The organism is Variovorax ureilyticus, from assembly GCF_037889935.1.
GTDB lineage: Bacteria > Pseudomonadota > Gammaproteobacteria > Burkholderiales > Burkholderiaceae_C > Variovorax > Variovorax ureilyticus.
In genome coordinates, this window is record NZ_JBBKZU010000002.1 from 532,158 (window position 1) to 553,539 (window position 21,382).

At 67.4% G+C, this 21,382-nt stretch carries 18 protein-coding genes; 12 read left to right on the forward strand and 6 right to left on the reverse strand.

The genetic code is table 11. From position 1 onward, the window contains the following. The first annotated feature begins 1 nt into the window (after position 1). Genes WKW77_RS06925 through WKW77_RS06935 form a run of 3 tightly spaced genes read left to right on the forward strand, consistent with a single transcriptional unit; the run spans position 2 to position 5,420 of the window. Entirely contained in the window at positions 2-1,381 is a 1,380-nt protein-coding gene (locus tag WKW77_RS06925) for a glycoside hydrolase family 15 protein (RefSeq protein WP_340356104.1), read from the forward strand. Further along, complete coding sequence (locus tag WKW77_RS06930) at positions 1,378-3,138, forward strand: ABC transporter ATP-binding protein/permease (RefSeq protein ID WP_340356105.1); 1,761 nt, start codon at positions 1,378-1,380, stop codon at positions 3,136-3,138. The genes WKW77_RS06925 and WKW77_RS06930 overlap by 4 nt, the downstream gene beginning before the upstream one ends. Beyond that, complete coding sequence (locus WKW77_RS06935; protein ID WP_340356106.1) at positions 3,135-5,420, forward strand: CocE/NonD family hydrolase; 2,286 nt, start codon at positions 3,135-3,137, stop codon at positions 5,418-5,420. Before WKW77_RS06930 ends, WKW77_RS06935 begins: the two co-directional genes overlap by 4 nt. On the opposite strand, the gene WKW77_RS06940 is transcribed toward WKW77_RS06935, so the two are convergent. Next, the gene (locus WKW77_RS06940; protein WP_340356107.1) at positions 5,390-7,048 is read right to left on the reverse strand and encodes an alpha-amylase family glycosyl hydrolase; all 1,659 of its coding nucleotides are present in this window, start codon (positions 7,046-7,048) and stop codon (positions 5,390-5,392) included. The two genes, WKW77_RS06935 and WKW77_RS06940, sit on opposite strands and share 31 nt — an antisense overlap. A gap of 388 nt (positions 7,049-7,436) precedes the next feature. On the opposite strand from WKW77_RS06940, the gene nirB reads away from it, so the two are divergent. Then, entirely contained in the window at positions 7,437-9,947 is a 2,511-nt protein-coding gene (gene nirB / locus WKW77_RS06945; RefSeq protein ID WP_340356108.1) for a nitrite reductase large subunit NirB, read from the forward strand. A gap of 19 nt (positions 9,948-9,966) precedes the next feature. Beyond that, positions 9,967-10,311, forward strand: coding sequence for a nitrite reductase small subunit NirD (gene nirD, locus WKW77_RS06950; protein ID WP_340356109.1), 345 nt, complete (start codon positions 9,967-9,969; stop codon positions 10,309-10,311). A 153-nt stretch (positions 10,312-10,464) separates the two neighbouring features. On the opposite strand, the gene ald is transcribed toward nirD, so the two are convergent. Continuing rightward, a complete protein-coding gene (ald, locus tag WKW77_RS06955; RefSeq protein ID WP_340356110.1) occupies positions 10,465-11,610 on the reverse strand; it encodes an alanine dehydrogenase in 1,146 nt (381 codons plus the stop codon). A gap of 145 nt (positions 11,611-11,755) precedes the next feature. On the opposite strand from ald, the gene acsA reads away from it, so the two are divergent. Genes acsA through WKW77_RS06980 form a run of 5 tightly spaced genes read left to right on the forward strand, consistent with a single transcriptional unit; the run spans position 11,756 to position 16,887 of the window. Continuing rightward, positions 11,756-13,537: an acetate--CoA ligase gene (gene acsA, locus WKW77_RS06960; protein WP_340356111.1), complete on the forward strand. Its 1,782-nt coding sequence runs from the start codon at positions 11,756-11,758 to the stop codon at positions 13,535-13,537. Next, positions 13,534-14,541 (forward strand): pyruvate dehydrogenase (acetyl-transferring) E1 component subunit alpha, encoded by a 1,008-nt coding sequence (pdhA, locus tag WKW77_RS06965; protein ID WP_340356112.1) that lies wholly within the window; start codon positions 13,534-13,536, stop codon positions 14,539-14,541. The genes acsA and pdhA overlap by 4 nt, the downstream gene beginning before the upstream one ends. After that, complete coding sequence (locus WKW77_RS06970; RefSeq protein ID WP_340356113.1) at positions 14,538-15,527, forward strand: alpha-ketoacid dehydrogenase subunit beta; 990 nt, start codon at positions 14,538-14,540, stop codon at positions 15,525-15,527. The genes pdhA and WKW77_RS06970 overlap by 4 nt, the downstream gene beginning before the upstream one ends. Before the next feature lie 17 nt (positions 15,528-15,544). Next, entirely contained in the window at positions 15,545-16,654 is a 1,110-nt protein-coding gene (locus tag WKW77_RS06975; RefSeq protein WP_340356114.1) for a dihydrolipoamide acetyltransferase family protein, read from the forward strand. After that, positions 16,651-16,887: an acyl carrier protein gene (locus WKW77_RS06980; protein WP_340356115.1), complete on the forward strand. Its 237-nt coding sequence runs from the start codon at positions 16,651-16,653 to the stop codon at positions 16,885-16,887. The genes WKW77_RS06975 and WKW77_RS06980 overlap by 4 nt, the downstream gene beginning before the upstream one ends. A 134-nt stretch (positions 16,888-17,021) precedes the next feature. Here WKW77_RS06980 and WKW77_RS06985 read toward each other — a convergent pair whose 3' ends face one another. From WKW77_RS06985 to WKW77_RS07000, 4 genes are all read right to left on the reverse strand, one after another. Next, the gene (locus WKW77_RS06985) at positions 17,022-17,177 is read right to left on the reverse strand and encodes a hypothetical protein (RefSeq protein WP_340356116.1); all 156 of its coding nucleotides are present in this window, start codon (positions 17,175-17,177) and stop codon (positions 17,022-17,024) included. Positions 17,178-17,312: 135 nt separating this feature from the next. Next, entirely contained in the window at positions 17,313-17,582 is a 270-nt protein-coding gene (locus tag WKW77_RS06990; protein WP_340356117.1) for a hypothetical protein, read from the reverse strand. Positions 17,583-17,779: 197 nt separating this feature from the next. Beyond that, complete coding sequence (locus WKW77_RS06995; RefSeq protein WP_340356118.1) at positions 17,780-17,998, reverse strand: cation-transporting P-type ATPase; 219 nt, start codon at positions 17,996-17,998, stop codon at positions 17,780-17,782. Between the two features lie 7 nt (positions 17,999-18,005). Continuing rightward, positions 18,006-18,464 carry a universal stress protein gene (locus tag WKW77_RS07000; RefSeq protein ID WP_340356119.1) on the reverse strand — a complete coding sequence of 153 codons (459 nt, stop codon included), beginning with the start codon at positions 18,462-18,464 and terminating at the stop codon, positions 18,006-18,008. A gap of 232 nt (positions 18,465-18,696) precedes the next feature. On the opposite strand from WKW77_RS07000, the gene WKW77_RS07005 reads away from it, so the two are divergent. Further along, complete coding sequence (locus WKW77_RS07005; protein ID WP_340356120.1) at positions 18,697-20,772, forward strand: [FeFe] hydrogenase, group A; 2,076 nt, start codon at positions 18,697-18,699, stop codon at positions 20,770-20,772. A gap of 194 nt (positions 20,773-20,966) precedes the next feature. Then, positions 20,967-21,323, forward strand: a complete 357-nt coding sequence (locus WKW77_RS07010) for a hypothetical protein (protein ID WP_340356121.1) — start codon at positions 20,967-20,969, stop codon at positions 21,321-21,323. Positions 21,324-21,382: the final 59 nt, after the last annotated feature.

Here is a 21,382-nt window from a genome sequence, read left to right on the forward strand (position 1 = left end):
CGTGACACGCCCGCAAGACCCGGCCTTCGAGTCCTGGCTCGAAACACAGCTCGTCCATTCGGCGAGCGCCATGATGTCCAGCATCTCGCCGGTGTCGATCGTCAAGCATCGCGCGGGGTTCGGCCAGACCGTGCGGCCGATCGTCGGCGCCGTCGTCGCCTCGCCCGTGCTCGGCAGCTACGACCCGGACCCGGACTACTTCTTTCATTGGTTTCGCGACTCTGCCGTCGTCATCGATGCGTTCCGTCTGCTCTACATCGACGGGCGCGTCGGCGATGAAGCCCTGCAGCATCTGCGCGACTTCATCCGCTTCAGCCTTGACCTGAACCGGCTCGACGGCCGCGCGATCGCCGCGATACCTGACCGCGGAGCGCGCGTGGCCCCCGATCTCCTGCAGTACCTGCGCGAGGACCGTGAGCTCGCAAGCGTCCATGGCGATGCCGTCGTCGCGGAGACGCGGGTGAACCCCGACGGCACGCTCGATATCCTGCGATGGGCTCGCCCCCAGCACGACGGGCCGCCACTGCGCGCATTGGCGCTCATTCGCTGGGCGGCCGGCGGGCACCTCGACGCGGCCCTGTCGGCGGAGGTCGCTGCGCTGATCCGCTTCGATCTCGACTTCACGCTGCGTCACTGGCGCGAACCGTCGTTCGACATCTGGGAGGAGGAAAGCGGCCATCACTACTACACGCTGCGCGTCTCGGCGGCTGCGCTGGCCGAGGGTGCGGCATGGCTGCAGGGCCTGGGCGAGACGGCGCAGGCGCAGCGCTGCCGGGAGGAGTCGCAAGCCGTGCTCGGTCTGCTCGATGGCTACTGGGTGAATGAAGGGACAGACGATCCCGATGCGACGCACGGCTATTACCGTTCACGCAGGCTGCCGGACGACCGGCCCAGTCCGAAGGCGCTGGACATCGCGGTGATCCTGTCGGCGATCCATGGCCTTGGTACAGAGGCCGTGCACGGCCCGGCCGATCCACGCATGCAGGCCACGCTGGCGCGACTCGACGCACTGTTCGATGCGGCTTATCCGATCAACCGCGGCCGTGCCGCAGGCCGTGGCCCGGCGATGGGGCGGTACGCTGGCGACGTGTACTACTCGGGCGGCGCCTATTACTTCTCGACGCTCGGTGCCGCTGAATTCTGCTTCCGCGCCGCAGCGCTGGGCGGGGATGCGTCCCACTGGCTCGCGCGCGGCGACGCCTACCTCGCGACCGTCCAGGCGTACACGCCCGCCAGCGGTGATCTCTCGGAGCAGTTCGATCAGCGCAATGGCGCGCAGACCTCGGCGAAGCAACTGGCGTGGAGCCACGCCGCGTTCATTTCGTGTGTCTCGGCGCGCCGCATCGCGGCCCCCGCCAGTCAGGTGCCGCAGCGGGGATGAGCGCTACGTCGCCGAACCGTGACGAGCCGGTCGTGAAGACCGGTGTCTTCCGGCAGGTCCGCGACTTGCTCGGTGCCGTGGGAGCATCGTCGGTCGCCAGCAAGCTGGCTGTGCTCGTGAGCGGGATCGTCGTCGTCGTCGCGATGACGGCGTATGCGCAGATCGAGCTCAACAGCTGGAACAAGCCGTTCTACGACGCGATCTCGCGTCGCGACCTGAACGACTTCATCATGCAGGTCGGCGTCTTCGCGGTGATTGCGAGTGTGCTGCTGGTCCTGAACGTGGCGCAGCGGTGGCTGGGCGAAACCTTGCAGATGAGGTTGCGCGAGGCCGTCGTCAACGACCTCGTGGGGCTGTGGCTGCACCCGCGCCGGGCGTTCTGGCTGCAGGCCAGCGGCCCGATGGGCGCCCACCCGGATCAGCGCATGCACGAAGACACGCTGAAGCTGTGCGATCTGTCGGTCGCGCTGGGGGTGGGTCTGCTGCAGGCGGCAATGCTGTTCGGCAGCTTCGCGAGCGTGCTGTGGGTGCTCTCCAAGGACTTCAGCATCTTCTACAACGGGCAGGACCATGTCTTGCCGGGCTTCATGCTGTGGGCCGCGATCGTCTATGCGATCGTCGGTTCGCTGTTGACCTACTGGGTCGGCAACGGCCTGATCCTGCGCAACGCCGAGCGCTATGCGCGCGAAGGTGAATTGCGCTTCTCGCTCACGCGCATCAACGAGCATCTCGACGGCATCTCACTGGCCGCTGGCGAGGCCGACGAGAAGCGTCGCGTCGCGATGCACTTCGGCGACGTCCTGCGCGCCCAATCGCGCGTGGTGCTCGGGCTGACCAATCTCACCTGGGTCACCGCCGGCTTCGGCTGGGTCACCATCATCGCGCCGACCCTGGTGGCCGCACCCCTTTACTTTTCGGGAAAGGTTTCGTTCGGCGGCTTGATGATGGCCGCCGCCGCCTTCACGCAGGCGCAGTCGTCGCTGCGCTGGTTCGTCGACAACTTCAGCATCATTGCCGACTGGCGCGCCACGCTGCTGCGCGTCGCCGACCTGCGCCAGATGCTGGCGTCCGACCTGGAGGCCCAGGCGGGCGGCAGCCGCATCGCCTACGAGGAGAGCGAAGACGGAACCCTCGCGATCGAAGCGCTCGAGGTCCGCGCCTGGACCGGACACGATCGGCTGGACACCCCCGATCTCGTCGTGCACCCCGGCCAGCGACTGCTGATCCTCGGCACGCCGGGAACCGAGAAGACCTTGCTGTTCCGGGCGCTTGCGGGCCTCTGGCCCTGGGGCTCCGGCATCGTGCGGAGGCCCCGCGGCGAGACGATCCACTACATGCCGCGCGGCACGCCGTACCTTCCCCGCGGCACGTTGGCCGAAGTGCTGTCGTACGGCATGGAGCCGTCGCGCTATCCGAGAGAAGCGATGCTGGCCGCGCTGGCGAGCGTGGGCCTCCAGCGGCTGGAGCCATTGCTGGACAAGACGGGCCGCTGGGAGCGCGAGCTCAGCATGGACGAGCAGCTGCGGCTGGGCTTCGCCCGCGTGGTCCTGCAGGCACCCCCCTGGCTGGTGATGGACGACGCTTTCGGCGCATTCGACGACGACACGCTCGAACTGATCATCGACGTGCTGGACGAGCTCGCGCACACCGGCATCGTCCACATCGGCTCGGCCGGACAGGCGCACGACCGGCTGTTCACGCGGGTGGTGCATCTGGTCAAGGCGCCGAATGCCGCGCCCGAGGAGCAGCGACCATGAGAGACCCTGGGTCACCCCCCCGTCGCTTCGTGCGTCGCGCCCTGATCCGGCTGATGCTTGCACTGCCTACGTGGGCCTGGGCGCTGGATTTCGGCTTCCGGCCACCACGCGATCCGGACGATGACACCGCCGCGGACCTGATGCGGGATCTGGCGCAGCGCATCCTGCCGGTCTACCAGGAAGCGGACAAGGACGTCTTCCTGGCCAACGTGACCGCGCTTCAGATCGTCAGCGGCGCCTATCGAGCGGCCTTCGACAGCAGCAAGTCGCTGCGCAGCCGGCGTCAGGGCAAGCCGTTCGACGACCTGATGGAGCGGGCGACGCTCGACAGCATCTATGCGCGTGCGCGCACGCTCGAGGTGGACGAGCGCCTCGGCTTCGCCGAAGCCTACGCGCGTGCGTTCCAGGAGCTGGTATCGCCCCTCGACAACGTGCAGGCCCAGGCCATCATGGCGCGGCTCGAAATCCCGCTGGCCGTGTACAGAAAGCCGCTCGCTCAAGCGTTCGATCTCTGGCGCGCGAAGGGGAGCCTCCCGGAGGCCGACGCTCTCGCGCTCGTGCGAACCTGGCTTTCGTACGATTCGCGCCGCAACTACAGTGCGCTGCTGCCGGAACTGTTCGCGGCGGAGAACCGCAGCCGCTACCTGGCGGAGGGCGACATCCGGATTCCCGTGCGTGCGGGCGTCATCCATGCCAACCTGGTCCGTCCCGGCCGCGCGGAAGGGGGCCTGCCGACGCTGCTGCGCTTCACGCTCGATCCCGCCGAAGACGATGCGCACCGCAGCGCGGTCAAAGGCTACGTTGGCGTCACGGCATACGTGCGCGGACGCACGCCCGACGGCAAGGGCGCCGTGTGGCCGTTCGTTCGCGACGGCGAAGACGCCGTGGCCGTCATCGACTGGATCGTCCGGCAGCCGTGGAGCGACGGCCGCGTCGCGATGGTCGGCGACGGCTACTCCGGCTACGCCGCCTGGGCGGCCGCGCGCCGGAGACCCCCGGCGCTCAAGGCCATCGCCACGATCGCGCCGATGGCGCCGGGCATCGACTTCCCGATGGCCGGGCAGATCTTCCGCAACGCCATGGTGCGCTGGGCGCTGGAGCACGCGAGCCTCGAACCCCTGCCGGCCGACTTCGATGCCGACGCCGAGCCGGACGCGATATGGCAGGCGCTCGACGCGCGCTGGTATCGCGGCGATCGCCCTTACTGGGACATCGATCGCGTCCTGATCGGCAGGCGCAGCAGGCTGATCCGGACCTGGCTGACGCACCCGAGCCACGATCGCTTCTGGCAGAAGTTCCTGCCGTCGCCCGAACAGTTCGCGCGGATCGACATCCCGGTTCTCAGCTTCGCCGGCTACTACGGCGCCGACGCCGGCGCGCTGTACTTCCACCAGGAGCATCGCCGCCACCGCCCGCAGGCCGACACGACGCTGCTGCTCGGCCCGTACGACCCGAGCTCGATCCGGCTCGGCACGGCGGCAACGCTGCGCGGCTACGAACTGGACCCCGTCGCACGCGTCGACCTGCCGGAGCTGCGCATGCAATGGCTCGACCACATCCTGAAGGGCGCGAGCAAGCCTTCTCTCCTGTCGGATCGCGTCAACTACCAACTGATGGGCGCGGACCAGTGGCGCCATGCGACCACGTTGAACGCACCGGAGCGCACCCGGCTGCGCCTGTACCTCGACACCGGCGAGGGCGCCGAGCCGCATCGCCTGTCGTCATCACCCTCCGAAGGCAATCGCAACGTACGACTCGTGGTCGATCTAGCCGACCGACGTGACGTGCGCATCCCCTGGTCGAACGCGCTGCGCGCGACGCAACTTCCATTGCGCAACGGCATCCGCTTCGTCGGCGACCCGCTGCCTGCGGACACCGAAATCGACGGCAGCCTGCGCGGCGTGTTCGACATCACGCCCTCGCGGCAGGACGTGGACTTCAACATCTCGATGTACGAGCTCACGGAGAGCGGCGAATACCGATTGCTGTTCGAGCCCTACGACTTCCGCGCCAGCTACGCCGGCCATCGCGTGCGTCGCCGGCTTCTGCGGGCCGGCGAGCGTCAGACGCTTGCCTTCACCGCCGAGCGCGTGACCGCCTGCAGGCTCGCGGCGGGCAGCCGCATCGTGCTGCTGGTCGCCATCAACAGGCGCCCCGACCGGCAGATCAACTACGGGAGCGGCAAGGACGTGAACTCGGAAACCATTGCCGACGCCAGATGGCCCTTGCGCGTGCGCTGGCATGCGCACAGCTACGTCGAGATTCCGACCGGCAAGGTGTGAGGGGGCGATTCGTCGGTGACGGTGCCGACGACGACGCCTTCGCAAGGCGCCAGCATGAGCGGCCCTTCGATGAATTCGCCGCGCGCGGGATCGGTCGATGCCAGCACCACGGGCTGGCGCGGCATCAGCGCCGGCGAGATCGGCACCGGGGTGGCGCCGAAGTTCAAGAGCACGACCAGTCGTTGCCCTTCGAGCTTGCGCGCATAGGCGAGTACCTCGCCCTCGGCTTCGAGCGCTTCGTAGTCGCCCCCGTTCAGCGCAGGCTGTGCGCGGCGCAATGCGATGAGGCGCCGATAGAGCGCCAGCATCGACTCCGCGTCGCGCGACTGTTCGTCCACATTGCGCGTGCGCCAGTCGTCCGAAAGGCGCAGCCACGGAGTGCCGGTCGTGAAGCCGGCATGGGGTTCGGCGCTCCACGGCATCGGCGTGCGCACCGGGTCGCGGCCCAGGCCCATCCCGGGCTTGTTCTTCTCGAACGGGTCCTGGACTTCGTCGATGGGGATGGGGACGTCCGTCATGCCGATCTCGTCGCCGTAGTAGAGCGTCGGCGTGCCGCGCAGCGTCAGCAGCAGCATGGCCGCAAGCCGCGCCATCCGCAGCCCGACGCGGCTCGCGATGCGGGACTTGTCGTGATTCCCGAGCACCCAGTTCGGCGCCGCACCCGCAGGCAAGGCGGCTTCGTAGTCGCGCACCAGCCGGTCGATGCGCGCGGCCTGCCACTCGGTGTCGATGAGCTGGAAGTTGAAAGGCAGCTGCACGCCTTCGAGCACGCCTTCGGCATTGAGCCCGTAGTAGGCGACGAGACGCGGGAGCGGCAGGTAGAGCTCGCCGATCAGCACGCGCGACGAGCGCTCATCGCCGAACGCATCGACCACGCGCCGCATCTCGGCCACGATCTGGTGCACCTCCGGCAGGTCCGTGTTGTGGAGCATCAACCAGCGGAAAAACGGGTCGTGGCCGTCCATGAAGTCCGGGTTCGGCGGGTTGTCGCGGAACTGGGCGTCCTTGATGATCTGGGAGAGCACGTCGACGCGGAAACCGTCGACGCCGCGCCGAAGCCAGAAGCGCAGCACCTCGTACATCGCGGCCCGCACTTCGGGGTTGCGCCAGTTGAGGTCGGGCTGCTGCTTCAGGAACGAATGAGCGTAGTACTGACCCGTGGCCGGATCGAAGGTCCAGGCCGGGCCGCCGAAGTTGCTGACCCAGTTGTTGGGCGGACCTCCGTCCCGCGCCGGGTCGCGCCACAGGTACCAGTCGCGCCGCGGGTCGCTGCGTGCGCTGCGGCTCTGCACGAACCACGGATGCTGGTCGGACGTGTGGTTCGGCACGAAGTCCAGGATGACCTTGAGCCCCCGTGAATGGGCATCGCCGACCAATGCATCGAAGCTGTCCAGCGTGCCGAAGCGTGGATCGATGTCGCAAAAATCGGCAATGTCGTAGCCGAAGTCCACCATCGGCGAGGGATAGATCGGCGAGATCCACACGGCGTCGATGCCGAGCGAGACGAGATGGTCGAGCCGCGCGCGGATGCCATCGAGGTCGCCGATGCCATCGCCGTCGCTGTCCTGGAACGAACGCGGGTAGATCTGATAGACGATTCCGTTCCTCCACCACGTGTCGGCCGACATTCCGTTCCTTTCGCCGTCAGGTTCGATCGCGCCCATTTTCACCAGGAAGCGCGGTGACCCGGTCTGCACCAAACCGGCGACGCATGCGCCAGAACAGCGCGCTGCGAGCCGCGCCGGCCTCCCTCCATGGGGCCGACCCCCGCCGAACCCCGAAAAATCGAGCCCCCACGGCCGGGCACGGTTGTTGCTTTTCTCCCTGCACTGTCCCGCCGCCACGCGGCCGCGGATTTTTGCAGTGCCTCCGCTGATGACGGCGTGAGTCGAGCGAACGACCGGTAACGACGCCACCCGTTCGCCTGTTCCAACCCAATTCGCATCCGTTCGCGCCGGGGGCCTCATTCCTGTGGTCCGCACCCCGTCGCGTGAGCGGCCGCGTGCAGGATCCGACATGAAAATCGCAGTGATTGGCCACGGCATGGTGGGCCACAAGTTTCTGGAGCAGCTCGAAGAGCTTGGCCTCCCCGGGGCGCAAGTCACCGTCCTGTGCGAGGAGCCTCGCCCGGCCTACGACCGGGTTCACCTGTCCGAGTTCTTCTCCGGCAAGACGGCCGAAGATCTCTCGCTCGTCGAGCCCGGGTTCTTCGAACGCACCGGCTTCACGCTGCGCCTCGCTGCACGCGCAGTGGCGATCGAACGGCGCAACAACACCGTCACCACCGCCGACGGCGAGGTGATCGCCTACGACAAGCTGGTGCTGGCGACCGGCTCCAGCCCCTTCGTGCCGCCGGTGCCCGGCCGTGACCGGCCGAACTGCTTCGTCTACCGCACCATCGAGGACCTCGAGGCCATGAAGGCCTGCGGCGCTCGTTCGAAGAGCGGCGTGGTCGTGGGCGGCGGCCTGCTGGGTCTCGAATGCGCAAAGGCCTTGCGCGACCTGGGCCTCGAAACCCATGTCGTCGAATTCGCTCCTCGCCTGATGGCAGTGCAGGTCGACGAGGGCGGTGGCCGCGCGCTGCGCACCAGCATCGAGGAACTCGGCGTGCATGTGCACACGGGCCGCAACACGGTCGAGATCGTCGATGGCGCGACCGCGCGGCATCGCATGGTCTTTGCCGACGGCACGCATCTGGAGACGGACATGATCGTGTTCTCCGCCGGCATCCGTCCGCGCGACGAGCTCGCGCGCCAGTGCGTGCTGGCGGTCGGCCCGCGCGGCGGCGTCGCGATCGACAGCCACTGCCGCACCAGCGACCGCGATGTGTACGCGATCGGCGAATGCGCGTCCTGGAACGAGCAGACCTTCGGGCTTGTCGCCCCGGGCTACGACATGGCCCGCGTGGCCGCCCGACACATCGCCGGCCAGGACGACTCCGCCTTCACCGGCGCCGACATGAGCACCAAGCTCAAGCTGATGGGCGTGGATGTGGCGAGCATCGGCGACGCGCACGGCAGGACCCCGAAGTCGCGCGCCTACCAGTACGTCAACGAGCACAAGAACATCTACAAGAAGATCGTGGTCAGCGAGGACGGCAAGCAACTGCTTGGCGCGGTGCTGGTCGGCGACGCGGCCGAATACGGCACGCTGCTGCAGATGGCGCTGAACGGCATCACGCTTCCGGCGGACCCGGAGTTCCTGATCCTTCCTTCGAGCGACGGCCAGGCCAAGCCCGGCCTCGGCGTCGACTCGCTGCCCGACAGCGCACAGATCTGCTCGTGCAACAGCGTCACCAAGGGCCAGATCTGCGCAGCGGTCGGCGAAGGTGCATGCACCACCGCGGAGCTCAAGGCCTGCACCAAGGCCGGCGCCACCTGCGGCGGCTGCGTGCCGCTGGTCGGGCAGGTGATGAAGGCGGAGATGGCCAGGCGCGGGCTGGCGGTCGACAACCATCTCTGCGAGCACTTCCCCTACTCGCGCCAGGAGCTGTACCACCTGGTGCGCGTGGGCGAGATCCGCAGCTTCGACGACCTGCTGGCGAAGCACGGCAAGGGCCTGGGCTGCGACATCTGCAAGCCCACCGCCGCGAGCATCTTCGCATCGTGCTGGAACGAGTTCGTGCTCAAGAAGGACCTCGCCGGACTGCAGGACAGCAACGACTACTTCCTCGGCAACATCCAGAAGGACGGCACCTATTCCGTCGTGCCGCGCATGCCGGGCGGCGAAGTCACGCCCGAAGGGCTCATCGCGGTCGGGCAGGTGGCGAAGAAGTACGGCCTCTACACCAAGATCACCGGCGGCCAGCGCGTGGACCTTTTCGGTGCGCGCGTCGAGCAGTTGCCGCTGATCTGGGAGGAGCTGATCGCCGCCGGCTTCGAGTCCGGCCATGCCTACGGCAAGTCGCTGCGAACGGTGAAGAGCTGTGTCGGCTCGACCTGGTGCCGCTACGGCGTGGACGACAGCGTCGGCCTCGCGGTCGAGCTGGAGAACCGCTACAAGGGGCTGCGCGCGCCACACAAGATCAAGTTCGGCGTCTCGGGCTGCACCCGCGAATGCGCCGAGGCGCAGGGCAAAGACGTCGGGATCATTGCGACCGACAAGGGCTGGAACCTCTACGTCTGCGGCAACGGCGGCATGAAGCCCCGCCACGCGGAACTGATCGCGTCCGATCTCGACAAGGCGGGCCTCATCCGGCTGATCGACCGCTTCCTGATGTTCTACGTGCGCACCGCCGACCGGCTGCAGCGCACCAGCACCTGGCGCGAGAACCTCGAGGGCGGCCTCGATTACCTCAAGGGCGTGCTGATCCAGGACACGCTCGGCATCGGCGCCGAGCTCGAAGCGCAGATGCAGCACGTGGTCGACACCTACCAGTGCGAATGGAAGACCGCAGTGAACGACCCGGTCACCCGCCAGCGCTTCCGCTCCTTCGTCAACAGCGAGAAGCCGGACGAGCACATCGTCTTCGTGCAGGAGCGTGGCCAGATCCGGCCCGCCCGCGCAGAGGAACGCGCCGTCGCCTGAATCACCCCGAGGACATCACATGACCCCCGCCACTGAAACCCAATGGACCGCCGTGTGCGCCGCCGGCGACATCCTCCCCGACACCGGCGTGTGCGCCCTCGTTGACGGCGTGCATGTCGCGATCTTCCGCGTCGGCCAGCAGCAGGACTTCTACGCGATCGACAACGTCGACCCCAAGGCGGGCGCCAGCGTGCTCTCGCGCGGGCTGGTGGGCAGCATCGGCGAACGCATCGTCGTCGCGTCGCCTCTCTACAAGAACCACTTCGACCTGCGCAGCGGCGAATGCATCGAGGCGCCCGAGCACTCGGTCCGCGCCCATGAGGTGCGCCTGCAGGAAGGCCGCGTGCTGGTCGCGCTCGCCTGATTCGCCCATCACTTGCCGCTTCAGCTCTTCGAGGCACTGCTGCAGCGCTGAGGCTTGCGACTGGGAACCTGCCAGCAGGCTGCCCTGCTCGGCGAGGCGATCGCGAAGCACGCGTTCGAGGTGTTGCGCTGGTCGACGGGACCGACGGCGATGTCACGGATCTGCGCTGCGGGCAGGCGCCCGCGATGAACCAGAGGCGTCCGCCGGCCGCCAAGGCAGCTTGAGGGCGGCGGCGACCGGCGCACAGGCCACGTTGCCCTCCCAGATGTTCAGGCCGCTGCGCAAGTGCAAATCGCGCGCAAGCGCGTCGCGCCAGCCCAGGTCCGCGAGCGCACACACGAAAGGAAGCGTCGCTTGAGTGAGCGCCAGAGTGGACGTGCGTGCGACCGCGCCCGGCATGTTGGTGACACAGTAGTGAAGGACGCCGCTCTCCTGGTAGACGGGCTCCGTGTGCGTCGTCGGGCGCGATGTCTCGAAGCATCCACCCTGGTCGATCGCGATGTCCACCACCACGGCACCGGCCCGCATGCGTGAGACCGTGGAACGGTCCACCAGCCGGGGCGCGGCGTCCCCCGGGTTGAGCACCGCCCCGATCACCAGATCGGCAGCGAGCACCGACTCTTCGATGCTCTCGCGATGCGCGATGCGGGTCACGAGCCGGTTGCCATGCAACTGGTCCAACTCTCGCAAGCGCTCGACGCCCCGGTTCAGGACCGTAACGCGGGCCCCGAGTCCGATCGCCATCTGCGCAGCGTTGCGGCCGGCGGTGCCAGCCCCGATCACGACGACGTGGCCGGGCTCGACGCCGGGCACGCCCCCGAGCAGGACGCCGCGCCCGCCGCGCGGCGATTCGAGGTACGCCGCCCCGACCTGCACCGCCATCCGGCCTGCGATCTCGCTCATCGGCGCGAGCAGCGGCAGGGTCCCACCGGGTGCGGTCACCGTCTCGTAGGCGATGGCGATCGCTCCCGAGGCGAGCAGTGCCTCGGCCTGCGGCCGATCGGCTGCCAGGTGCAAGTAGGCGAACAGGACCTGCCTGGGCCGCAGCCAGCCGCGTTCGTGCGGTTGCAGCTCCTTGACCTTCACGACCAGCTCGGCCTCGGCGAAGACCTCTCTGCCGGACGGGACCACACGTGCACCGGCCGCGGCATAGGCTGAATCCGGCATGCCGATGCCCTCGCCCAAGCCCTGCTCGACGAGCACCGTATGACCGCGCGCCACCAGTTCGCGCGCGCCGACAGGTGTCATGCCGGCGCGACGCTCCTGGTCTTTGCTTTCCTTCGGCACCCCGACGTGCATGGTTCACTCCGGCGAACGCGTTACGGCGAGCGTAGGGTGGCGCGGGCAGGCGCGGTTGACGAACATCAAGGCGCGCAGATGCGCAATTGACGAAGCGCAAACGCGGGTCGCGGGCGCCGCCCATCATTGCGCCAGGAGACCATCGATGGATCACCCGACCCCCACGTTGCGCGAACGGATCCACAAGGACCTGCATTCTTTGCGGCCCGCGCCGAATCTCCTCGATTACGAGGCCAGGTGCGCGTCCTTCCGATGGGAAGACGCGCGCCGTCTCCTGGACGGACTGCCGCAGGGCGGTGGACTCAACATGGCGCATGAGGCGGTGGACCGTCACCTCTTGCACGGGCGAGGGAGCAAGACGGCCATCCGCTGGATCGGCAAGGATGGCAGCCGGCGCGACCTGGACTATGCGCAGTTGACGGCCGAGACCGCACGCTTCGCCAACGCGCTGAGATCACTGGGCGTCGAGGCAGGCGAACGGGTGTTCGTGTTGCTCGGACGCGTGCCGGAACTGCACGTGGCCGTGCTCGGGGCGCTCAAGGCGTGCTGCGTCGTCACGCCGCTCTTTTCCGCCTTCGGACCGGAGCCGATCGCCACGCGCGCCGGCGCCGCGGATGTTCGCGTCGTGGTGACTACGCCGGAGCTGTATCGCCGCAAATTGCGGGGCCTGCGCGATCGCCTTCCGGGATTGCGCCACGTGATCCTGGTGGGCGATGCACCTTGCGAGGGCCAGGGACTGCAGCGCTGGAGCGAACTGGTGGAAGGTGCATCGCCGGTTTTCGCGATACCGCCCACCGATCCCCAGAGCATGGCGCTGCTGCATTTCACCAGCGGCACCACCGGGCGGCCCAAAGGGGCCGTGCATGTGCACGAGGCCATCGTCGCCCATGTGGTCACCGGCCGCGATGCGCTGGACCTGCACGACGATGACGTCTTCTGGTGCACCGCCGACCCAGGCTGGGTGACGGGCACCAGCTACGGCATCCTCGCGCCGTTGGTCAACGGCGTCACCAGCGTCGTGGTCGAGGCGGAGTTCGACGCCGAGGCCTGGTATTCGGTGCTCGAACGCGAGCGTGTCACCGTCTGGTACACGGCGCCCACCGCGATCCGCATGATGATGAAGTTGGGCGCGGAGGTCTTGCACGGCCATGACCTGTCCGCTCTGCGCTTCGCCGCCAGTGTCGGCGAGCCTCTGAACCCGGAGGCAGTCGTCTGGGGACTGGAAGCCTTCGGCCGACCCTTCCACGACAACTGGTGGCAGACCGAGACCGGCGGCATCATGATCGCCAACTTCGCAGCGCTCGATGTCAAGCCCGGTTCCATGGGGCGGCCGTTGCCCGGGATCGAGGCGGCGATCGTGCGACGCACAGCCGCCGGCGGCGTGGAGGTGGTGAAGACGCCGATGACCGACGGCGAGCTCGCACTGAAGGCACCGTGGCCGTCGATGATGCGTGGCTACCTGCACGAGGAGGAGCGCTACCGCAAGTGCTTTGCCGATGGGTGGTATCTCACCGGTGACCTCGCCAAGCGCGATGAAGAGGGCTACTACTGGTTCGTGGGCCGCGGCGACGACGTCATCAAGTCCGCGGGCCACCTGATCGGCCCGTTCGAAGTGGAAAGCGCCTTGCTGGAGCATCCGGCCGTGGCGGAAGCCGGTGTGATCGGCAAGCCGGACCCGGTGGCGGGCGAAACGGTGAAGGCCTTCGTGGCGCTCAAGCCCGGCTGGGATGCAGGCGAGGCGCTGCGCCGGGAGCTGTTGGGCCATGCGCGCACGCGCCTGGGCGCCGCGGTCGCGCCCAAGGAGATCGACTTCCGCACCGGCCTGCCGCGCACACGCAGCGGCAAGATCATGCGCCGGCTCCTCAAGGCACGCGAGCTGGGGCTGCCCGAAGGCGACCTTTCCACCCTCGAAGAAGACGCGGCATGACTCCCAAGCTGCACCTGAACAGTGAGGATCTGCATCGCCTGTATCGCGAGATGCTGCGCATCCGCCGGTTCGAGGCGAAGTGCGTGGAGCTGTATCAGGCGCAGCAGATCCGCGGCTTCCTGCATCTCTACGATGGCGAGGAAGCGGTGGCTGTCGGCGTGATGTCGGCGCTGCAGCGCAAAGACGCGGTCGTCGCCACCTATCGCGAGCATGGCCAGGCGCTCGCGCGCGGCGTTCCCATGGACCGTCTCATGGCGGAGATGCTCGGCAAGCGCGAGGGCTGCTGCCTGGGGCGTGGCGGCTCCATGCACATCTTCGATGCCGAGCTTCGATTCTTCGGCGGCAATGCCATTGTCGGCGGCGGCCTGCCGGTCGCGGCAGGCATCGCGCTGGCGGACCTTCGCCTGGGTCGGGATGCGGTCACGGCGTGCTTCTTCGGCGAAGGCGCCGTGACCGAGGGCGCCTTTCACGAGACCATGAACATGGCGTCGCTCTGGCGGCTGCCGCTTGTGTTCGTGTGCGAGAACAACCTGTATGCGATGGGAATGCCGCTGGCCGACGCCGAAGCCCAAACGGCTGTCTCCCGCAAGGCAGAGGCCTACCGCATGCAAGCTGCCACCGTCGATGGCATGGACCCGGTGGCGGTCGAGGCAGCCGCCGCCGGGGCCGTGGCGCATGCCCGCTCTGGCCAAGGGCCCTATTTCATGGAATGCCGCACGTATCGCTTCCGCGCCCACTCCATGTTCGATGCGCAGTCCTATCGCTCGCGACAGGAAGTGGACAACTGGAGGCAGCGCGACCCCATCGAGCGCCTGCGTCGCTGGATGCTCGAGAACCACCATGCGTCGGCGACACAGGTGGCGCAGATCGAACAGGCCGTGGACCTGGAACTGGCGGCCGCGGTCGCCTTCGCCGAGGCGGGCACGCTCGAGCCGCTGGCGGATCTGGAGCGCTTCGTCACGATGGACAGCGTGCCGCAGGAGCGCACAGGGAGCCTCGCATGAGTGCGCCGGACCGCATGACATATCGGGAGGCTTGCCGACAGGCCCTGCGCGAAGCGTTGCAGGCCGACCCGCGCGTCTTCCTGATGGGCGAGGACGTAGGCAAGTACGGCGGCTGCTACGCCGTCACCAAGGGCTTGCTGGAGGAGTTCGGGCCGCAGCGCATCGTCGACACGCCATTGGCGGAGAACGGATTCGTCGGCATGGGCGTCGGCGCCGCTCTGGCCGGACTGAGGCCCATCGTGGAGATCATGACCTGCAACTTCAGCCTGCTGGCCCTCGATCAGATCGTCAACAACGCTGCCAGCATCCCGCACATGTCTGGAGGGCAATTTGCCATTCCGCTGGTGATCCGGATGGCAACCGGCGCCGGGCGCCAACTGGCGGCACAGCATTCGCACAGCTTCGAGGGCTGGTACGCACACATCCCGGGACTCAAGGTGGCGGCACCGGGCACCGTGCAGGATGCCCGCTTCATGCTGGCCGCGGCGCTCGCCGATCCCAACCCGGTGCTGCTGTTCGAGCACATCGGCCTGTACGCGATGGAAGACGAGGTGGAGCTCGGGATCGATCGCGTGGACCTGTCGCGCGCCCGGGTGCGGCGTCCGGGGCGCGACGTCACCATCGCTTCCTATGGCGCCGGACTGCAGAAGTCACTGGCGGCCGCCCAGCGCCTCGCGCAGGAGGGCGTGGAGGCCGAGGTCATCGACTTGCGCGTGCTGCGGCCGCTCGATGACGAGACCGTCGCCGCTTCGGTCGCGCGCACGCACCGCTGCGTGATCGTGGACGAGGGATGGCGCAGTGGCTCGATATCCGCGGAGTTGGCCGCGCGCCTGACCGAAGGCCGCTTCTATGAACTCGACGCGCCGATCCGCCGCGTCTGCAGCCGGGAGGTGCCGGTGCCCTACGCTGCGCACCTGGAGGAAGCGGCGCTGCCGCAGGTACAGCAGGTGATCGATGTCGTGCGCGGCCTGCTGGTGAAGGTTTGAGCGTGCAGGAATTTCGCATGCCCGCCCTCGGTGCCGACATGGAGATGGGGCGGCTCGTCCAGTGGTGCGTGCCGGCCGGCGCGCATGTAAGACCGGGAGATGTCGTCGCGGTGGTGGAGACCCAGAAGGGCGCGATCGACGTCGAGATCTTCCTCGACGGCGTGCTGGAGGATCTCGTGCCGCTCGGCACGGAGCTGCCGGTGGGCGCCGTGCTTGCACACGTGCGCGGGCAGGACGAAGCGCCGGGTGCAGCCGCCAAGGCACCCGCGCCGCCGGCGACCCGCGTGCGCGCGAGTCCGGCCGCGCGGCGGCGCGCGCAGGAACTCGGGGTCGACCTGGCGGCGCTGGCCGGCAGCGGGCCCGATGGCGTGATCGAACTCGCCGACGTGGAGCGGGCGCCGCAGTTGCGCCCCCCGCAGGCTGCACCGCGCGAGGCGGCCGGGTTCGATCCGGCGCAGATGCGCGCTGCCATCGCCACTGCGATGGGTCGCTCCAAGCGCGAGATACCTCACTACTACCTGACGCAGGCGATCGATTTCGGCGCCTCGCAGCAGTGGCTCACGGCGTACAACGAAGAGCGTGCGCCCGCCGAGCGCCTGCTGGCGGCGGTGCTGTTGCTCAAGGCCACGGCTCTCGCGCTGCGCGAGGTGCCGGCGTTGAACGGCTTCTGGCGCGACGGCGCGGCGCAGCTCGCGCAATCCGTACACGCAGGGTGGGCCATCTCTTTGCGGGGCGGCGGCCTGGTCGCGCCGGCGCTGCACGATGCGGATCGGGCCAGCCTGCCTGTCCTGATGGAGGCGTTGCGCGACCTCGTGCAGCGCGCTCGCAGCGGCCACCTGCGCAGCTCGGAGTTGAGCGATCCGACCGTGACAGTGACAAGCCTGGGCGAGCGCGGGGCCGACAGTGTGCTGGGCGTCATCTACCCGCCACAACTGGCGCTGGTCGGCTTTGGACGCATCGCCATGCGGCCCTGGGTGGCGGATGGCCAATTGGTCGTACGGCCCGTCTTGCAGGCCAGCCTGGCGGCTGACCATCGCGCGAGCGACGGCCACCTTGGTGCGCGTTTCCTCGATCGTCTGGATGCGGCGCTGCAGGATCCGGCGGCGCTGGCAAGGAGCAACCCATGAACGCCACGCAAGCCCGCGCACTCGCCGCCGAAGTGCTGGCCGGCATCGCGCCCGAAGCGGACCTCGCCACCCTGCGCGAGGATGAGGACCTGCGCGCAGCGCTGGACCTCGACTCCATGGACTTCATGAATTTCGTGATCGGCCTGAGCGAGCGCACTGGCAGCGCGATCCCCGAAGCGGACACGCCGCGTCTGCACACCTTGGCGGGACTGATCGGCTACCTGTCGCGTTGATTTCCACACGCTTTCGATGCCGTCTTAGCCTGGTTTCACATCACCGCGACGACCGGCGCCGCGGTGATGCCGCATTGATTGAAAAGTCAGCGGAAATGCTTGGGGGTAGCCGGGGGGCACGTCGACCATGCACCCTAGAGTTTTTCTTTCACGAAGCCAGCGGCATTCTCGTCCGCGCCGGGTTTGGCCTCGTCCGAATGCGGATTGCCCTGCTCGGTGTCGGTCGGAAACTCCGGCTCGACAGGAAGCTGCGCAGGGTCGTCTTCGGAAGGAATCTTGGGGTTTGTCATGGAGAACTCCTTTGTCAAAAAGCGATGGCTCCGAGCAAGAACCCGCGACCGCCTGCATCGCCCATCGCGCGCCTTTCATCGTGGGTCCTTTCCGCGTCTTGATCGAGACCGGTCCACGCGCTCGCGGGGCGATCGCTATCCCAGGCACTGCTCATCCTTGGCGATTCCGCTGTTTGCGGATGCGCTTCTCATGCGGGCATGTTCATGCTTCAGGACAAGATCGGCGTAGCGATCTCGCTCCTCTTCGGACATATCGTTCGCGCTTCTTCCGCAACAGTCGACCATGAATCGCGACTCCGACAAAGTCAGGCCGTAAAGGACCTCTTGCCCCTTCGCATTGATGGCCATGGCGTTCTGGCTCGAAAGGCGACGGCGCAGTTCACTCGGCATGATCAGCATCTTCATACGCTGCTCCGTGGCTGTTGCTCGCAGAGGGCCCAGAGATCCGCAACGACCCTGGCCGGATGAGTGTCGAGTGCGAGGCCGGGCTGCATATCGCAAGGCATGAAGAGAGACCACGTGGCAACGCTACGCCGGTCGCGCCGGGCGAACTTGACGCCGCTCAAGTCCGCTGGTTCTTGCGTGAGGAGAACTGCCGCCGTTCACTGCGTGCAGACGGCGCTGGCGGCCAGCAGCACCAGCACGAGCGGGTGGCGAAAGCGCGCGAGGAACTGCAGCGCGAGGGGAGGCTGGTCCCCCGCCTCCAGCGTGTTGGGGCCGTTGTGCTCCAGCCGATCTTCTGCCTGCGACCGGGACAGCCCCTGCGTCGCCGCCGGGGCGGGATCGAGCCACCAGGCGGAAGAAGGATCGGGGGCGCTCACGCCGCGGCTAAGCCGGTTCTTCGCCGGGATGCCGCACCAGCAGGACCGGCACCGGGCTGGCGCGCACGACCAGTTCGGCATCGCTGCCCAGCGTCAGGCGGCTGACGCCCCGGCGCCCATGCGTTCCCATCACGATCAGGTCGCAGCCGGTGGCCTTCGCTTCGGCGAGCACGATCGCGGCGACGCGGCTTCCGGTCACCTCGCGCAGGGCCGGCTCCGCCTTCACGCCCGACCTGGCTGCCAGCGCCTGTGCGTCGGAGAGCAGCTTCTCGCCATATTCGCGCAGGGAGTGAATCACGTTGTTGTAGGCAACGACATTCGCCAACTCCACGAGCATCGGAAAGTCGTCGATCACATGGAGGAGGTGCAAGCCGGCTTTCTGTTCCGCGGCCAAGCGGATGGCTTCCTGCAGGCCTAGCGCCGCAGTCTTGCTGCCGTCGATGGGAACGAGGATTCGGTGATACATGGCTGGACCTTACTGGGCCTTGTTGTGGCTGGGTTCGCTCACAGCAAGATTTCACATCTCGACGTCCGGCGAGGCTTGATGCGCATCAAGCGAATCAGCTGATCCGCGTCAATCCGGCGTTCTTGCGTGCCAACGAAGTTCGTGCTCTTGACTGGCGGCCGCGCGACGGCTTGACCTTGCGCAAGTTTCACAGCCGGGCATTGGTCTAGCTTGCGCTTCTTGGGAGGGTGGAATGGTCAAGCTCACAGTGAACGGACGGTCGGTCGAGCTGAACAATGGCGTGACCTTGCTCGACGCCGCCCGGGCCGCGGGCGTCCACATCGCCACGCTGTGCTACCACCCGCGTTTGCCGCCCCATGCCGTATGCCGCATGTGTCTCGTGGAAGTACAAGGGCAGGCTCATCCCCAGCCGGCCTGCGTCACTCGGGCCAACGACGGTGATGTGGTGGAGACCGACTGTCGGGCGCTGCGAGACTCTTCCCGGGCCAATGCGGAATGGCTGCTGGCCCGCCATCCGAACGACTGCATCCGTTGCGAAGTCAATGGCTCATGCCAGCTGCAGGACCTGGTCAACGAAAACCAGTGGCAGGAGCGCTGGCCGCGCCTTCCCCTGGGGTCGGCCGAGCATCCCGAGCATGGCCTGGTCGATCACACCTCGCCGAGCATCTGGCGCGATCTGGCCAAGTGTGTGGAATGCGGCTTGTGTGCCGATGCCTGCGGTGATCCGGGACAGCAACAGCACGTGATCGGTTTTGCCGGGCGGGGGCCGGACCGCTTGCCGGTGACCGTCTTCGATCAACCGCTCGCGGAAACCGCGTGCATCTCCTGCGGGCAATGCACACTGGTGTGCCCGGTGGGCGCGTTGATCGAGACACCGCATTGGCACGAGGTCCTGCATACGCTGGATGCACGGCGACGGGTCTGCGCCGTGCAAGTGGCGCCGGCCACACGCGTCGCCATCAGCGAAGAGTTTGGCCTGAAGCCCGGCACAGTGAGCACGGGCCGGATGATCAATGCCTTGCGGCAGCTCGGTTTCGACTACGTGTTCGACAGTAATTTCGGTGCGGACCTGACCATCATGGAGGAGGGCACGGAACTCTTGTCACGGGTCGGCGGGAAGAGGAGCTTGCCGCTCTTCACCTCGTGTTGTCCGGCCTGGGTGAACTGGGTCGAGATCCAACGGCCCGAGTTGCTGGCGCACTTGAGCACGAGCAAATCGCCGCAGCAGATGCACGGGGCGCTCACCAAACGGGGCCCCTTTGCCGGCACGCTCGGGCCCGCGTTCGCCGAGGGAAGCGACGAGCCCTATGTCGTGAGCGTGATGCCGTGCACCGCCAAGAAAGATGAGGCGGTGCGGCCGGGCATGTCGGACGATATCGACCATGTGCTCACCACACGCGAGCTGGCCCGCATGATCCGGGCGCGCGGGATCGCGTTTGGTGCGTTGCCGGAAGACGGCAGCTTCGACGATCCGCTCGGGGAGAGCACCGGGGCCGGCCAGATCTTCGGGGCGTCGGGCGGGGTCATGGAAGCCATCGCGCGCGCAATATCTCACCTGATCGGCGCCGACCATTCGCCGCCGATCGAGTGGCAGGAGCTGCGCGGCGTGAACGAAGGCATCAAGACGGCGGAGATTGACGGCATCGGCCGCGTGGCCGTCTGTAACGGCATCGCGGCAGCGCAGCGCCTGTTGCAGACAGCAACCTGGCGCGACGAGTACGTCGCCATCGAAGTGATGGCCTGCGTGGGAGGCTGCCTGGGCGGCGGTGGAGAGCCCAAGTCTTTGGATCCGCACATTCTGGAAAAGCGCATGCACGCCATTTACGCCATCGACCAAAACGCGCCGCGCCGCCGCTCGTTCGAGAACGAAGCCGTGCAACAGCTGTACGCGACCGAACTGCAGGCGCCGAATTCGCCGGCCGCGCGACACCTTCTCCACACGAGCTATGCGGCAAGACACTCCCGGCGATCGCTGCTGATGCGGTTTCTCGACGCCGTCGACCGTCGGGACGCGAAGGGAGCGGCTTCGTTTTTCGCTCCGGATGGGGTGTGGTCGACGGCGTCGTCTTTCGGCGACGTGCGCGGTGCCGCGGCCGTCGCGGCGTTGATTGCAGAGCGCCTGCCGCCGCGCCGGTACGGCGAGCACTATGCGCGACACCGCATGGCAGCGGCCGCGGAGATCGACGACCTCACCGTTCTCATGCCAACCGGCGAGCGCTGCCGGTTCAGCATGGAGGTCCGCACGATCCAGCGAGAAGGGCAGACCCGCACCGTCTTTCAAAAGCTGGAGCGGCACGTCTTGCCGTGATGGAGGCATCAACTGCAGCGGATGCTGACAAATGTCGAGGCCTTGGGGAGCGGGAGCGCGATGCGGCACCTCGACGCGTCTTCATGGAAAGGGCCGGGAACGAGGACCAGCATGTTTCGGGCTGTCATGACCATCATGGACCTTCGGCGAGCCTTCCACGGGGGCCGCCGACGATCTGGTCAAGGCGTCGCTGCATGCGCGGCGATTCGAACCTCTTGCGCGGCGTCAACGTTTTTTCGATGGTGGCCCGTATCGTTGACCTCCTGAAAGCTGCAAGGACTGCCATGAAGACCCTTTGGATCTATGTTCACGCGATCGTTGCTTCAATCGCCTGGCTGTTCATCCTTCTGGCGCTGTGCTTGGCACTGCTGGACGCAAACGCGGGGCTTCAGCAGGATCCGGCGTTCATCTCGATCGGAATCCTGCTGACGCTGGGGCATCTGAGCGGAGGGACCTATCTGATGCGTCGCGTACGGGAAGAGGTTCGCGCAACGAGGCGTATCGAAGCTGCGAGCGGCAGCGTGACCGGCAACGAGTTGCACGCCCACTGAATTGACGAATGCGGTCCGCGATCGCGGACTTTTCCAACGAATCCCCGCGTCAAGCTCAA

Excerpts from the sequence above, each read along its gene's own strand:
- acsA (WP_340356111.1), top strand. The coding sequence starts at position 11,756 with ATGGATCACCCGACCCCCACGTTGCGCGAACGGATCCACAAGGACCTG.
- WKW77_RS06980 (WP_340356115.1), top strand. The coding sequence starts at position 16,651 with ATGAACGCCACGCAAGCCCGCGCACTCGCCGCCGAAGTGCTGGCCGGC.
- pdhA (WP_340356112.1), top strand. The coding sequence starts at position 13,534 with ATGACTCCCAAGCTGCACCTGAACAGTGAGGATCTGCATCGCCTGTAT.
- WKW77_RS06990 (WP_340356117.1), bottom strand. The coding sequence starts at position 17,582 with ATGAAGATGCTGATCATGCCGAGTGAACTGCGCCGTCGCCTTTCGAGC.
- nirD (WP_340356109.1), top strand. The coding sequence starts at position 9,967 with ATGACCCCCGCCACTGAAACCCAATGGACCGCCGTGTGCGCCGCCGGC.
- WKW77_RS07000 (WP_340356119.1), bottom strand. The coding sequence starts at position 18,464 with ATGTATCACCGAATCCTCGTTCCCATCGACGGCAGCAAGACTGCGGCG.
- WKW77_RS06970 (WP_340356113.1), top strand. The coding sequence starts at position 14,538 with ATGAGTGCGCCGGACCGCATGACATATCGGGAGGCTTGCCGACAGGCC.
- WKW77_RS06940 (WP_340356107.1), bottom strand. The coding sequence starts at position 7,048 with ATGTCGGCCGACACGTGGTGGAGGAACGGAATCGTCTATCAGATCTAC.
- WKW77_RS07005 (WP_340356120.1), top strand. The coding sequence starts at position 18,697 with ATGGTCAAGCTCACAGTGAACGGACGGTCGGTCGAGCTGAACAATGGC.
- ald (WP_340356110.1), bottom strand. The coding sequence starts at position 11,610 with ATGCACGTCGGGGTGCCGAAGGAAAGCAAAGACCAGGAGCGTCGCGCC.
- WKW77_RS06985 (WP_340356116.1), bottom strand. The coding sequence starts at position 17,177 with ATGACAAACCCCAAGATTCCTTCCGAAGACGACCCTGCGCAGCTTCCT.
- WKW77_RS06930 (WP_340356105.1), top strand. The coding sequence starts at position 1,378 with ATGAGCGCTACGTCGCCGAACCGTGACGAGCCGGTCGTGAAGACCGGT.
- nirB (WP_340356108.1), top strand. The coding sequence starts at position 7,437 with ATGAAAATCGCAGTGATTGGCCACGGCATGGTGGGCCACAAGTTTCTG.
- WKW77_RS07010 (WP_340356121.1), top strand. The coding sequence starts at position 20,967 with ATGCGCGGCGATTCGAACCTCTTGCGCGGCGTCAACGTTTTTTCGATG.
- WKW77_RS06935 (WP_340356106.1), top strand. The coding sequence starts at position 3,135 with ATGAGAGACCCTGGGTCACCCCCCCGTCGCTTCGTGCGTCGCGCCCTG.
- WKW77_RS06975 (WP_340356114.1), top strand. The coding sequence starts at position 15,545 with ATGCCCGCCCTCGGTGCCGACATGGAGATGGGGCGGCTCGTCCAGTGG.